The sequence below is a fragment of the Ruegeria sp. D1(2025) genome, assembly GCF_056536425.1.
Window position 1 is genome coordinate 606402 of record NZ_JBQFPO010000002.1, and the last position, 13149, is coordinate 619550.

The following is a 13149-nucleotide window of genomic DNA, read 5'->3' on the forward strand; positions in this document are numbered from 1 at the left end:
GCCGGAAACTGGCGTTTTTCCTGATACTGCTCTGTTTCGCAGGGACCCACTTTCTGAAGACGATGTGCAGCACCGTGGCGACTGCTGTGCCAGGGTTTCATTTGGTGGCGGGGACAAAACGATGAGTGTTTTCTGTTGCGATTTCGGACGCATGGACGGGTCTGAATGCCATATTTTCATAGGCTCTAGCTGAAAGCAGGAAAACTGCTATAGTTTCCCGTAGCGAAAAGGGAAGGCTGCCACACAAGCCCAAAAACAAAAAAGGGCAGGCAGCCAAAAAATCCCCCAAGCCAACAGGGACAGAAATACATGAATAATCGTTTAAGTAAAATCACCATCGTAGGTGGTGGTACGGCTGGTTGGATGACCGCCTTGGTTCTGGAAATGGTGCTTTCACGCACGTCAGCACCCAAGGATCGCCCGCGTATCTGCCTGATCGAAAGCCCGAATATCGCCACCGTTGGTGTTGGCGAAGCCACGGTTCCGCGCATGCCCGTCACGCTCCGGCAGGCAGGCATATCAGAGCGGGATTTTTTCCGCGAGACCAACGCATCGTTCAAGCTGGGTGTGAAATTCTGCAACTGGAACAAGGACTCCAAGGGCAATCGCATCGACTACGTGAACCCTTTTGCCCATGGTCAGATGCTGGAGGGGTTGGAGGCCGCCGAATATTTCCTGCGCTTTGGCAACGGGGATCGGGACTTTACGCAATCAATCTCGCCACACGATGATCTGGCCCGATTGTGTAAAGGCGCACGGCAACTGGGTCAGCCGGAATTTGAACAGCGCTTTGGCTATGCGTATCATCTGGATGCCGTAAAGTTTGCAGGCATGCTGACCAAGGTCTGCACCAAGCGTGGTGTGGAGCATATCCAGGATGAAGTGCAGTCAGTAGAGCTGGATGAACAGGGCAATGTCAGCCACCTGATGTTGGACCGCAAAGGCCGCCATGACGTCGAGATGGTCGTCGATTGTACCGGTTTTCGCGGGTTGATCATCAACAAGGCACTTGGCGAGCCGTTTATGGATTATTCGGATTATCTGCCAAACGACCGTGCCATGGCGTTGCAGATCGAGCATCCCAACCCCGAAAAGATCGAAAGCGTTACGCGGTCTACCGCACTGGGCGCAGGGTGGACATGGCGGGTGCCGCTTTATAACCGTGTGGGCACCGGTTATGTGTTCTCGTCGGCACACCGCACGGATGATCAAGCGGCGGATGAATACCTCGAATGGCTAGGGGACAGCGGCAAGGGGGCGACGCCACGCGTGATCCCCATGCGCATCGGTCGTGTGCGCAACGCCTGGGTCAAGAACTGTGTGGCGATCGGTCTGTCCGGTGGTTTTATTGAGCCATTGGAAAGTACCGCGATCCATATGATTGATCATGCAGTGCGCTGGTTCGCCGAACACCTGCCCACACGTGACATGGAGCCGTCCTTGCGCGCCAGATATAACCGGCAGATGGACAAGCTTTATGGCGAAGTTCTGGAATTCATCTGTCTGCATTACCAACTGGGCAACCGCACGGACGACCAATACTGGATCGATGCACGCACCGAGATGAAAGTACCGGATCGGTTGGCCGAGAACCTGGAATTGTGGCAGCACCGGCTTCCGATGCAGCACGATGTCGAGTTTGCAACGCTGTTTGACCACCGGGTCTATCAGACGGTTCTTTTGGGCAAGCAGGTCTATGATACGGGCTATGGTGAGGGCATCCGTGATCGGCTGCGACCGTTGAACCGACCGATTTGGTTCCAGTGGTGGAAGGGCGCGAAGGGGCACCTTGCACAGATCCTCAAAACGATGCCGGATCACAAAACGCTGCTGCGCGATATCCGGGGAGAACTGGAGAGACCAGCCTTTGGAAAGGCGGCTGCAATGAAACCCACAGTGGCCATGCCGGGTGCCGTCCCGGCTCCGGCGGTGATCCACAACATGCCCAATTTTGCCGAAATCCAAAGCGGCGCGAAGGATTTGCAGCTGTTCTAAAATTCCCCGCCTCTCAGAAAGAGGGGTTGGAAGAACTTATCAGGGGCAGAGCTTCGAAACTCTGCCCCTGTTGCGGTCACTCGGGTGTTATTAGGACCGCCATTATCGGAGCCGCCGAGCGAAGTGATCTGACGCTATAGCGCGGATCCCTCGCGCATCTCGTCCTGTTCGGTCGGCGTCGGCGTGTGGTTGAAGACGAAGGCCGTGCGGCAAGCGTCTTCCCCTCCCAGCGCTTCGATCTTGCGGCGCTGATCGGCAAAAGCACGGGCGTTGACTTCTTCCGGATCGCAGATTTCGCGCAAGCGGCGCGCACCCTCAACCAGCGCGGCGGCAACGTCGGGGTCGTTTACCCGATCCACCGCGCGGTTCACCAGTTCGTGCGGGTCGGTTTCCAGATCGAATAACTGCGGTGGTTGACCAACGTAGTGGACATATTTCCAGCGGCCCCAGCGCACCATGAAACTGCCGGTTTTTGAACCGCCATCATGGTACTCGCTGAAACCGGTACGGTTCGGGTCGTCTGGCGCATTGGCGATGGTACGCAGCGACAGGCCGGGCTGGCCGGCGTTCCCTTCATCGTCGGCAACACCACAGACCTCGCGCGCGGTGGCGGCTATATCGGTCAGGTTTGTGCAGGTCGAAACGGTGCGGCCTGCGGGAATTCCGGGACCGGCAGCAATCATAGGCACACCGGCGCTGGCTTCGTACATGACCATCTTGGTCCAGAATCCCTGATCCCCCATCATGTCGCCATGGTCCGACACATATAGGATAACGGTATTGTCCAATTGTCCGCTGGCATCCAGCGCGGCAACCACGCGGCCGACGCAGTGATCCATGAACGAGGTCAGGCCGTAATAGGCAACCTTTGCTTCGCGCATCTTCCGTTCATCGAAATAGTCCTCGTAGTTGAAGAAGGCGGCGATATTGCGCAGCTCTTCATGGTCAGGCAGGCCTTCGCCGTAACCGACCGGCAGGTCCATGTCGGCGGGGTCGTAAAGGTTGTACCATTCCTCAGGGCAGGTCAGCGGGTAATGCGGGCTGACCAGCGAAACAAAGGCGGCCCAGGGCTGCTCGCGGCGCTTGGGATCCGCCAGCCAAGCCTCGGCGGCGTTTGTGACGCCCCTGTCGTATTCGGTATAGGTGCTGCTGCCGGCACCTACGTCGCCTGCCAGTTCAGCGGCTGAATCGTAAGGCGGTGGGTTTTCCCGTAGCAGACCGACGGGCCATCCGACGCCGCCGACCACGTGCATTGGAATGATTTCTTCCGAAAACCCGTTGTCATCGTCGGCCGACCGAAAATGAAGTTTGCCGATGGAAACCACTTCGCGCCCGGCGTCGCGCAGCTGCCGCATCCAGCTGCGAGGCTCTCCAGCGTAGGGCGAGGCGCTGTCCCAATTGCCGGTGCGGTGCACCCATTCACCTGTGGCCAGCGCTGCGCGGGTCGGGACACACATTGGCGACGGCGTGTAGGCGGCCCGGAACATCGTGCCCCGTGCGGCCAGCGCATCCAGATGCGGAGTTTTCACGATCGGGTGCCCTGCGCAACCCATGGCATCCTTGCGATGTTCGTCCGAAATGATGACAAGAAAATTCGTATTTTGCTGAGTCATGGGGTCCTCCGCCTCACTTCATACCGTCGGGTCGGGCCTGGTCGCAGGTTTGATTGCGACATTCCGGGAAAGTGATTTGGGGCCATCTGCGCAGTTGCGTCCTTCTGTACGAAATGTAATGTCATAACATATCGTACAATTTTCGAGCAAAGGCGGAATTATGGGCGCGACTTCCTCTGGGGGTGTCAGCCGGGGCAGGCACAGGCGGCGAAATCAAAACACCAGTCTCCATCGCAGGATAAGAGGCGGTTCACCAATGCGGGCTTACGACGCGCTGCCGCCTGAATTGCGTCAATGGCTTGCAGCCGCCTGCCTTCCGTGGAGCCCGGCGTCCGCAAAACGAATCTGGATTCGTGCAGGCGGAACCCATAATCCGGAAGCGGCGAAAACCCGGCTGGATGCAATTGAAAGGGCAATGCTGAAGCGGGACGCCCGGATCTGGAAGCCAAAATTCGATCAGCCGGAGCAGCAGGATCGCGCCCAATAGGCCATTTACCTTGGAAATATGGGCTTTCCACTTGCGCCGGTCAGCAAATCCGCCTATACGCGCGCTGTCTGAACAAGGGCGGTCAACGTCCGGATGACGTATCTGAGCAGGGCCGGGTCACCTCGGCCCTTTGTGTTTGTGTAATCGGATGCGCCCCGGATCACGCGATCAGGCATTACGAAACAAGACCGGCGGAGACAACCGCTCGGCCAGCAAAAACGTATGTAAAGGAAAACAACGCCACATGGCTAACGCATCCATGGAGGAATTCGAAGCCCTCCTTAATGAAAGCTTCGAAATGGACACGCCCGAAGAGGGTTCTGTTGTCAAAGGCAAGATTCTGGCGATTGAAGCCGGTCAGGCCATCATCGACGTCGGCTACAAAATGGAAGGCCGCGTTGATCTGAAAGAATTCGCAAATCCCGGCGAAGCTCCTGAAATCGCTGTTGGTGACGAGGTCGAAGTATACCTGCGTGCCGCAGAAAACGCCCGTGGCGAAGCCGTGATCTCGCGCGAGATGGCCCGCCGTGAAGAGGCATGGGACCGTCTGGAAAAAGCATATGCCGACGACCAGCGCGTCGAAGGTGCAATCTTCGGTCGCGTCAAAGGTGGCTTCACCGTCGATCTGGGTGGCGCAGTTGCGTTCCTGCCCGGCTCGCAGGTTGACGTTCGCCCCGTGCGCGACGCCGGCCCGCTGATGGGTCTGAAGCAGCCGTTCCAGATTCTGAAAATGGACCGCCGCCGTGGCAACATCGTTGTCTCGCGCCGCGCTATCCTGGAAGAATCGCGTGCCGAACAGCGCGCCGAGGTTATCGGCAACCTGTCCGAAGGTCAGACCGTCGAGGGTGTCGTCAAGAACATCACCGAATACGGTGCATTTGTTGACCTGGGCGGCGTTGACGGCCTGCTGCACGTCACCGACATGGCATGGCGCCGTGTGAACCACCCGTCCGAGATCCTGACGATCGGCGAAACCATCAAGGTTCAGGTCATCAAGATCAACAAAGAGACCCACCGCATCAGCCTGGGCATGAAGCAGCTGCAGGAAGATCCGTGGGATCTGGTTGCTGCCAAGTACCCGCTGGGCTCGGTCCATCAGGGTCGCGTCACCAACATCACCGACTACGGCGCGTTCGTCGAGCTGGAAGCTGGTGTCGAAGGTCTGGTGCACGTGTCCGAGATGTCCTGGACCAAGAAAAACGTCCACCCCGGCAAGATCGTTTCGACCAGCCAGGAAGTCGACGTCATGGTTCTGGAAATCGACGGCGCCAAGCGTCGCGTGTCTCTGGGCCTGAAGCAGACTCAGCGCAACCCATGGGAAGTGTTTGCAGAAACACACCCCGAGGGCACCGAGGTCGAAGGCGAAGTCAAGAACATCACCGAATTCGGTCTGTTCATTGGCCTCGAAGGCGACATCGACGGCATGGTTCACCTCAGCGACCTGTCCTGGGACGAGCGTGGCGAGGATGCGATCCAGAACTACCGCAAAGGCGACATGGTTTCGGCCGTCGTTTCGGAAGTTGACGTGGAAAAAGAGCGTATCTCGCTGTCGATCAAAGCCCTGGGCGGTGACAAGTTCGCCGAAGCCGTGGGCGGCGTGAAGCGTGGCTCGGTCATCACCGTTGAAGTCACCGCGATCGAAGATGGCGGCATCGAGGTGGAATATGAGGGCATGAAGTCCTTCATCCGCCGTTCGGATCTGTCGCGTGACCGTGCCGAGCAGCGCCCCGAGCGTTTCTCGACCGGTGACAAGGTCGACGTCCGCGTCACCAACGTCGACAGCAAGACTCGCCGTCTGGGCCTGTCGATCAAAGCACGCGAGATTGCCGAAGAGAAAGAGGCCGTGGAACAGTACGGTTCCTCCGACTCGGGCGCATCGCTGGGCGATATCCTGGGTGCAGCGCTGAAATCCGGCGACTAAACCTCAGGCTGTTCGAAGCAGTCGAATTTCCGCCCCGCACGTCAGTGCGGGGCCGTTTTTGTTGCGAATCAATATGTTCTGATTTCCAGGCCCAACTCGGGCAACAGGCGTTCTTTGGAGCCCGGAATCAGGCTCGCAGGCAAAAAATTGCGTGAGAATATGGCAAAATGATGCCTCGGCACGCGGAGTTTGCGTTCCCCCGTTCCGCGTTTTTTCTTATACTGTCCAAAACAATAGACATGGTAATCCGGTCGCCTGGGAGGGTAATGCCTATGATCCGTTCAGAATTGATTCAGAAAATCGCCGACGAGAACCCGCATCTTTATCAGCGTGACGTTGAACGGATCGTGAATACCGTTTTCGAGGAAGTGACCGATGCTATGGCCCGCGGCGACCGGGTCGAACTGCGCGGATTTGGCGCTTTTTCTGTCAAACAGCGGGATGCACGCGTCGGCCGCAATCCCAGAACCGGTGAGACCGTGCAGGTCGAGGAAAAATGTGTACCGTTTTTCAAGACAGGCAAGTTGCTAAGGGATCGTTTGAACGGTAAAGCCTGACCTTATGATGCGCTACATTCGATATGCTTTTCTTGCGGTCCTCGGGATCACCCTGATCTCGATTTCGCTAGCCAATCGCGAAATGGTTGAACTCAAGCTTATGCCGGATGCCTTGTCCGAGCTGGCTGGCTTCAACCTCAGCACCTCGTTGCCGCTGTTCCTAGTTGTCCTTGGGGGCGTGGTAGCCGGGCTGGTCATAGGCTTTCTTTGGGAGTGGCTGCGCGAGCACAAGCACCGCCGCGACGCGACGGCCAGCAAAGGCGAAGTGCGCAAACTTGAGCGTGAGGTCAAGAAGCTCAAGAAAAAGCAGAATCAAGGTCAGGATGAGGTTCTGGCTCTGCTGGACGAGGCCAGCTAAGCGGCATGTCTACTGAAATTAGTGTGAAAATCTGCGGCTTGACCGCCCCGGCTCAGGTGCGCGCGGCCGTAGATGCTGGTGCACGATACCTGGGATTCAACTTCTTTCCCAAGTCGCCCAGATATGTCACGCCCGAACAGGCGGCTGCGTTGATGGCTGACGTGCCGGTTGGCGTGGCCAAGGTGGCCCTGGTCGTGAACCCCTTGGACGATCTGCTGGACAGTATCACTCAGGCCGCGCCCTTCGATATGTTGCAATTGCACGGCAGCGAAAGCGCCGAGCGTGTGCGCGAGGTCAAGGAACGGTACGGCTTGCCGGTGATGAAGGTCATCGGTGTGGCAGATGCCGAAGATCTGGCCGCAATCGACATCTACAGCGACGTCGCGGACCAGCTTCTGATTGATGCCAAAGCACCCAAGAACGCGGTCTTGCCGGGCGGCAACGGGCTGGCGTTTGACTGGCGGTTGCTGGCTGGGCGCAAATACTGGCGTAAGCCATGGATGCTGGCCGGCGGTTTGAACCCGGAAAACGTGGCCGAGGCCATTCGGATGACGGGAGCACGACAGGTAGATGTCGCCTCAGGTGTTGAAAGTGCTCCGGGGATCAAGGATTCGGGCCTGATCAACGCCTTTATCGAAGCCACCCGGTGATCTGATCGGGCCGCCATCGCGTATCTCCTGTTAAGGAGTATGAATGGATGCTGGCCGCAATCGGTGGAGTTGCCCTGAGAAACTGGTATCACGCGCCCGAGTTTTTCTGGCGCGCGCGCCAGGCTTATTTGCAAGCCCGTGACGATCCGCTGTGCCTGCGAGTGGAACTGTTCCCACATCAGGGCCTGTATTTTTCGCTGAGCGTCTGGCACGACGCCGAGGCCATGCTGACATTCGCCCAGTCCGGTCCGCATCGGCGCGTTGTGCAGGCGGCCTCCCGGTTGGCGGAGGTGCATGAGTTCCATCATTTCAACTGTATTGCCGTGCCAAGCAGGGACCAGGCTCTGCGGGTTTGGTCTCAGCATGTTCATGCGGCTGAATGATACGTTTTGCCATGGCAAATCCCGCCGCCACCTCCTATGAACAACGGGTACGACGAGGGAGACACCCATGGCCAACGATCTTTTCAATTCCTTCATGTCCGGCCCCGACGAACAGGGCCGTTTCGGCATCTTCGGCGGACGGTTCGTCAGCGAAACGCTGATGCCCCTGATCCTGTCGCTGGAAGAGGAATATGAGAAGGCCAAGGACGATGCGACCTTCTGGGCCGAGATGGACGATCTGTGGGCCAACTATGTTGGCCGCCCGTCGCCGCTGTACTTCGCGGAACGCCTGACCGAACATCTGGGTGGTGCAAAGATATACCTGAAGCGTGACGAGCTGAACCACACCGGCGCGCATAAGATCAACAACGTGCTGGGCCAGATCATTCTGGCGCGGCGCATGGGCAAGACCCGGATCATCGCGGAAACCGGGGCAGGGCAGCACGGCGTGGCCACCGCCACCGTCTGCGCCAAGTTCGGATTGAAGTGCGTGGTCTACATGGGGGCCCATGACGTGCAGCGTCAGGCCCCGAACGTGTTCCGCATGCGCCTGCTGGGGGCCGAGGTGATCCCTGTGACTTCGGGTCGCGGGACACTGAAAGATGCAATGAACGACGCGCTGCGCGACTGGGTGACCAATGTGCGCGATACGTTCTACTGCATTGGAACGGTTGCTGGTCCGCACCCGTACCCGGCGATGGTGCGCGATTTTCAGTCGATCATCGGCAAGGAAGCCAAGGAACAGATGATGAAGGCCGAAGGCCGTCTGCCCGATACGATCATCGCCGCCATCGGTGGTGGGTCGAACGCGATGGGCCTGTTCTACCCATTCCTCGACGACAAGTCCGTGAATATCATCGGCGTCGAGGCGGGCGGTAAAGGCGTGAACGAAAAGATGGAGCATTGCGCCTCGCTGACCGGTGGTCGTCCGGGCGTTTTGCATGGCAACCGAACCTATCTGCTGCAGGATGACGACGGCCAGATTCTTGAAGGCTATTCCATTTCCGCTGGTCTGGACTACCCAGGCATCGGGCCAGAACATTCATGGCTGCACGAGGTAGGGCGTGCGCAATATGTCTCGATCACGGACAAGGAGGCGCTGGAAGCGTTCCAGCTGTGCTGCGCAACCGAAGGCATCATCCCGGCGCTGGAACCCAGCCACGCACTGGCCCATGTGATGAAGATCGCCCCGGAACTGCCCAACGATCACCTGATCTGCATGAACATGTGCGGACGCGGCGACAAGGATGTTCAGACGGTTGCGAAATACCTGAACTTTGACATGTCCGATACCGAAGGCCGCGAGGCAATCTAAGCCTCTGATTTCGTCAGCGTAAGCCAGACAGATGTTGCACGGCGGTGGGTCCGAGAATCATTGGACCTGCCCCGGTCGCCATACTGCTTTCACTGTCTCGCAATTGCGGAAAATGAAGCGCTTTGGTGCGGATTGTCTGGCTTTTACCGGGTTAGCTTGCAGTGCCGAAACAGCCCTCCTGTAAGGTCTGGTTAGAAAGCTGCTGTGTTTTCCCAGGATTTTTCTTCCAACCCTCAGAATTATTTGTCAAATAGGTGCCGGGATGACCCTCGCCGCAAGCGCCAGATTCGGCGCATCTGGCAAATTCGATACACGCGAAATAATTGAGATTTGGTGAATCTGTACAGCGTTTTGAATTTGAATAAACTCACTGTCAATTCGCAACTTCTGGTTGCTAATCATAATGTGCCCCGGACGGTGTCAGAACTCAGTTGCGCGTTCGGAATGGCATGTCATAAGGCGCATATCCATGTGTTATGCCCCTATCGGGTTTGTTGGAGGTTGGGATGGTTAACTCCTTTTTTCGCAGGCTGCTTGGCCTTGTCTGTTTGGTTTCAGTCGTTCTGTTCGGCAGCAGTAAGGAAGGCGCGGCCTTTGGTGGGGCTACCTTCTTCAATACACCCATTGCGTCACCTAATGGCGGTTCCGTCCAGTTTACCAACATCCCCGGCGCAACGACTGCATTTGTCGCCCTCAGCGGCAGCGGCCAGGCACCGGGCGGTGCGATTTACTTTGGTGGCGGGATCACGCCGTCTCCGATCATCACTCCGGCCGGATTGACCAACCTCGGTTGGCTGAACCCAACCATTCTCAGTCAGGACGGCGCAGACAGCACATATGCCGCCGACGGTTACATGGGGATCATTTTCACGGCTCAGGAAGCGCCCGGTGGGCCGCTTTACAGATACGAACTGGCCCTGTCGGGTGTGACGAACACGCAGATCATCAGCACCCGGACGCTGGTGGATACGACCCAGCCCACGGCTTCGGTCGGGGCGCTGACTGCGACCGGGAACGGCACCTTTACCGCGACAATCACCCTCAGCGAACCCAGCACTGACTTTGTTGCCAGTGATCTCTTGGTGGTGAACGCAACCGCGACCATGACCGGTTCGGGTGTGGATTACGTTGCTACGCTGACCCCGCAGAACAACGGTACAATCGAGCTTTCCGTTCCGGCCGGAGTTTTCACCGACGCCGCAGGCAATCTCAATCTGGCGTCGAACACTGTGACAACAGTGCAGGCCGCAACAAACACGCAGCGTTTGATTCAGGCCTTTCAGAATGCCCGCGCGAACAGCCTGGTCTCCAACCAGCCGAACCTGACGCGGTTTCTGCAACAGTCCGGCGCGGGGGCATTCGATGCGTCCGTATCTCAGGGCGCCGGGTTCCTGAACTTTGCCAGCGATCCGACCTTGCCCATCTGGCTGAACGTTACAGGCAACTGGAGTTCGCAGGACGACTTTGACAGCAGCTATGCTTTGGCGGTTCTCGGGGCGCACCATCAGGTTAATCAGAACCTGTTGGTCGGTGCGATGCTGCAGTTGGACTATGCCGAAACAGAAAACGGCGCGTCCGAGATTGACGGCACCGGGTGGTTTGTTGGCCCGTATGTCGTGGCGAAACTGCCCGAGCATCCGATTTATTTCGAAGGACGTGCGCTTTACGGGAAAGCTGACAATGAGGTTTCGCCTCTGGGCACATACTCGGACAAATTCGACAGTGACCGCTGGCTGGTGCAGTCGCGGGTCACAGGCGAAATCCAGCGCGGGGCGCTGACCCTGATGCCGCTTCTGGATCTGAGCTATGTCAGCGATGATGCCGAGGCCTATACGGACAGTCTGGGCAATCCGATTTCGGCCCAGGATTTCAGCCTGACGACCGTTCAGTTGGGAATGGATTTCAGCCACCCGATCTCCGTCGCACGTGGCAGCATGATTCTGACGGGCGGTCTGTCCGGCGTCTGGAGCAGCACATCAGGCACCGGCACCGTGCCGGGCGTCGCCCCGATCGGGGACACCACACGCGGCAGGGTCGATCTGGGTCTTGATTACAGGTTGCAGAACAACAGCCTGCTTGCGGCAGGTGTGTTTTACGACGGCATCGGCGAAAGCGGATTTGAAAGCTACAGCGTCGATCTGACGTGGCAGATCAACTTCTGACCGACACATTCCTTAAAGCCCCGGATCCGTCCGGGACTTCTTTTTCTAAAAAATAAGCCGAAACGGATTCTAAAGACCGACGAAGGGTCAGGACCCGACTTTGTGCTGCTGCAGGATGTCCAGCGGCACAATGTCCAATGCGCGTTGATGCGTGGCCTCAAGATGAACCCTCGGGGCGCAGCCCTCGTCATGGGCCTGAAGGAACCGACCCGCACACAGACACCAGCTATCGCCGGGCTTGAGGCCCGCGAAATCGAATTCGGGGCGTGGGGTGCTCAGGTCATTTCCGACATATTTGGAATAGGCGAGGAATTCGGCTGTCATAACAGCACAAACCGTATGGCTGCCCTGGTCTTCGGGGCAGGTATTGCAGGCCCCGTCCCGGAAGAACCCGGTCAGCGGATCACGCGAACAGGGGGCAAGGACACCCCCCAGCACATTGATGCTGTCCTGTTTTTGCATAGAGGCATCCTACAGGTTTTGGGCGATCTTGCGGAACATTTCTATATTCTGATCGCTGACACCGGGTTCGCGGAATTTGCGATCGGCTCCGGTGGTGACAATCAGGACATCCCGCGGCCGATCGAAATAGATGTATTGCCCATAGACACCGCGCGCCAGAAATTCGCCCTCATGCGCGTTTTTGGGGATCCACCATTGATATCCATAGCCGATCTTGCCGGTTTCGGTCGGGGCACTTGGCCATGTCGACTCGGCAATCCAGTCGGCGGGAACAATCTGCTTGCCGCTTCGGGAACCGTCTTGCAGTATCATCTGTCCGAACCGGGCAAAGTCGCGGGTTGTAAAGTTCAACCCGCCAAGAACAAACGCGACACCGGCCCCATCCGTGATGTAGTACCCATCGCGTTCCAGCCCCAAAGGCTGAATGATCCTTTCGGTCAACAGCTCGGTAACACTGCGCCCGGTCGCGCCGCGAATGACCATACCTATCACATGCGTGTCGATTGATACATATTGCCAGGTGTCACCCGGCGCGGCAAAGCTGTCCTTCAGGGACGCGGCGAAGTCGTCCAACTCCCCCCCCAGCGCCACGACACGGCCCATCCGATTGATGTCCGAGTTGTAATCCAGATAGTCCTCGTCAAATGTCACGCCGCTGGCCATGTTCAGGACATTGCGGATCGTGGCGCCGTCATAAGCGCTGCCGGCCAGTTTGGGCGCATATTTCACCACGGGATCGTCCAGCGAGTCGATTGCCCCCTCGGCCAACAGAATGCCGAACAGGGCGGACAGATAGCTTTTGGCGACGGACCACGATATCCGCTGATCGTCCGGGCCGGTGTCCAGATAGTATTCTTCGAACCGGATCTGGCCTTTCTGCATCACCAGCAGGGATGTCACAGCGCGCTCCCCGATCCATTGATCGGTTCCCTCAGGCAGATCAAAGCCCGGTCCATAGGGCAGTTCCCATGTCGGGCCGCTCCCGCGCGGCAGATCGACCGTCAGAAAGGCGTCGCTCATGTGCGAGAAATTGTGAACGATCCGCTCTTCCGAGAACAGGGAATTGACCGCCAGAAGCCGCTCGAGCTCTTCCCGTTTCCACAGGCCAACGACGACGGCCGCCAAAACCAGCGCCAGAACAATGCGCAACAGCCATCTGAATACAGTTCTCATTCGTCCCCTCCACCTGATCAACACAATAGAAAAGAGGTCCGGGACCTTTCGCAATCCGAACGTTGCGGCAGCA

General features: G+C 58.0%; 12 protein-coding genes. 9 read left to right on the forward strand and 3 right to left on the reverse strand.

Going from position 1 to position 13149, the window contains the following annotated elements; genetic code table 11:
• Positions 1–309: 309 nt before the first annotated feature.
• A complete protein-coding gene (locus ACR1XU_RS08670) occupies positions 310–1995 on the forward strand; it encodes a tryptophan halogenase family protein (protein WP_480905824.1) in 1686 nt (561 codons plus the stop codon).
• A gap of 134 nt (positions 1996–2129) precedes the next feature.
• Here the strand turns inward: ACR1XU_RS08670 and ACR1XU_RS08675 are convergent, their stop codons facing one another.
• A complete protein-coding gene (locus tag ACR1XU_RS08675) occupies positions 2130–3608 on the reverse strand; it encodes a sulfatase-like hydrolase/transferase (protein ID WP_480905821.1) in 1479 nt (492 codons plus the stop codon).
• A gap of 160 nt (positions 3609–3768) precedes the next feature.
• Between ACR1XU_RS08675 and ACR1XU_RS08680 the strand changes: the two genes are divergently transcribed.
• The 8 genes from ACR1XU_RS08680 (at position 3769) to ACR1XU_RS08715 (ending at position 11441) form a co-directional block, all read left to right on the forward strand.
• Positions 3769–4095, forward strand: a complete 327-nt coding sequence (locus ACR1XU_RS08680; protein WP_480905818.1) for a DUF6525 family protein — start codon at positions 3769–3771, stop codon at positions 4093–4095.
• A 244-nt stretch (positions 4096–4339) separates the two neighbouring features.
• Positions 4340–6016 carry a 30S ribosomal protein S1 gene (gene rpsA / locus ACR1XU_RS08685; RefSeq protein WP_170613425.1) on the forward strand — a complete coding sequence of 559 codons (1677 nt, stop codon included), beginning with the start codon at positions 4340–4342 and terminating at the stop codon, positions 6014–6016.
• Between the two features lie 272 nt (positions 6017–6288).
• Positions 6289–6573 (forward strand): integration host factor subunit beta, encoded by a 285-nt coding sequence (ihfB, locus tag ACR1XU_RS08690; RefSeq protein ID WP_037310872.1) that lies wholly within the window; start codon positions 6289–6291, stop codon positions 6571–6573.
• 7 nt (positions 6574–6580) lie between these two features.
• A complete protein-coding gene (locus ACR1XU_RS08695; protein ID WP_170613423.1) occupies positions 6581–6931 on the forward strand; it encodes a LapA family protein in 351 nt (116 codons plus the stop codon).
• 5 nt (positions 6932–6936) lie between these two features.
• The gene (locus tag ACR1XU_RS08700; protein WP_480905812.1) at positions 6937–7581 is read left to right on the forward strand and encodes a phosphoribosylanthranilate isomerase; all 645 of its coding nucleotides are present in this window, start codon (positions 6937–6939) and stop codon (positions 7579–7581) included.
• Positions 7582–7628: 47 nt separating this feature from the next.
• Positions 7629–7964, forward strand: a complete 336-nt coding sequence (locus tag ACR1XU_RS08705; protein WP_170678272.1) for a hypothetical protein — start codon at positions 7629–7631, stop codon at positions 7962–7964.
• A gap of 67 nt (positions 7965–8031) precedes the next feature.
• Entirely contained in the window at positions 8032–9279 is a 1248-nt protein-coding gene (trpB, locus tag ACR1XU_RS08710) for a tryptophan synthase subunit beta (RefSeq protein WP_170613418.1), read from the forward strand.
• A gap of 506 nt (positions 9280–9785) precedes the next feature.
• The gene (locus ACR1XU_RS08715) at positions 9786–11441 is read left to right on the forward strand and encodes an Ig-like domain-containing protein (RefSeq protein ID WP_321251383.1); all 1656 of its coding nucleotides are present in this window, start codon (positions 9786–9788) and stop codon (positions 11439–11441) included.
• Positions 11442–11528: 87 nt separating this feature from the next.
• Here ACR1XU_RS08715 and ACR1XU_RS08720 read toward each other — a convergent pair whose 3' ends face one another.
• Complete coding sequence (locus ACR1XU_RS08720) at positions 11529–11903, reverse strand: DUF2237 family protein (RefSeq protein WP_170613412.1); 375 nt, start codon at positions 11901–11903, stop codon at positions 11529–11531.
• Positions 11904–11912: 9 nt separating this feature from the next.
• On the reverse strand, positions 11913–13076 hold the full coding sequence (locus ACR1XU_RS08725; protein ID WP_480905808.1) for a serine hydrolase domain-containing protein: 1164 nt from the start codon (positions 13074–13076) through the stop codon (positions 11913–11915).
• Between the last annotated feature and the right edge of the window lie 73 nt (positions 13077–13149).

Coding starts and splice junctions, on each gene's coding strand:
- trpB (WP_170613418.1), top strand. CDS start 8,032: ATGGCCAACGATCTTTTCAATTCCTTCATGTCCGGCCCCGACGAACAG.
- ACR1XU_RS08700 (WP_480905812.1), top strand. CDS start 6,937: ATGTCTACTGAAATTAGTGTGAAAATCTGCGGCTTGACCGCCCCGGCT.
- ACR1XU_RS08715 (WP_321251383.1), top strand. CDS start 9,786: ATGGTTAACTCCTTTTTTCGCAGGCTGCTTGGCCTTGTCTGTTTGGTT.
- ACR1XU_RS08670 (WP_480905824.1), top strand. CDS start 310: ATGAATAATCGTTTAAGTAAAATCACCATCGTAGGTGGTGGTACGGCT.
- ACR1XU_RS08680 (WP_480905818.1), top strand. CDS start 3,769: ATGGGCGCGACTTCCTCTGGGGGTGTCAGCCGGGGCAGGCACAGGCGG.
- ihfB (WP_037310872.1), top strand. CDS start 6,289: ATGATCCGTTCAGAATTGATTCAGAAAATCGCCGACGAGAACCCGCAT.
- ACR1XU_RS08695 (WP_170613423.1), top strand. CDS start 6,581: ATGCGCTACATTCGATATGCTTTTCTTGCGGTCCTCGGGATCACCCTG.
- ACR1XU_RS08720 (WP_170613412.1), bottom strand. CDS start 11,903: ATGCAAAAACAGGACAGCATCAATGTGCTGGGGGGTGTCCTTGCCCCC.
- ACR1XU_RS08705 (WP_170678272.1), top strand. CDS start 7,629: ATGCTGGCCGCAATCGGTGGAGTTGCCCTGAGAAACTGGTATCACGCG.
- ACR1XU_RS08725 (WP_480905808.1), bottom strand. CDS start 13,076: ATGAGAACTGTATTCAGATGGCTGTTGCGCATTGTTCTGGCGCTGGTT.
- rpsA (WP_170613425.1), top strand. CDS start 4,340: ATGGCTAACGCATCCATGGAGGAATTCGAAGCCCTCCTTAATGAAAGC.
- ACR1XU_RS08675 (WP_480905821.1), bottom strand. CDS start 3,608: ATGACTCAGCAAAATACGAATTTTCTTGTCATCATTTCGGACGAACAT.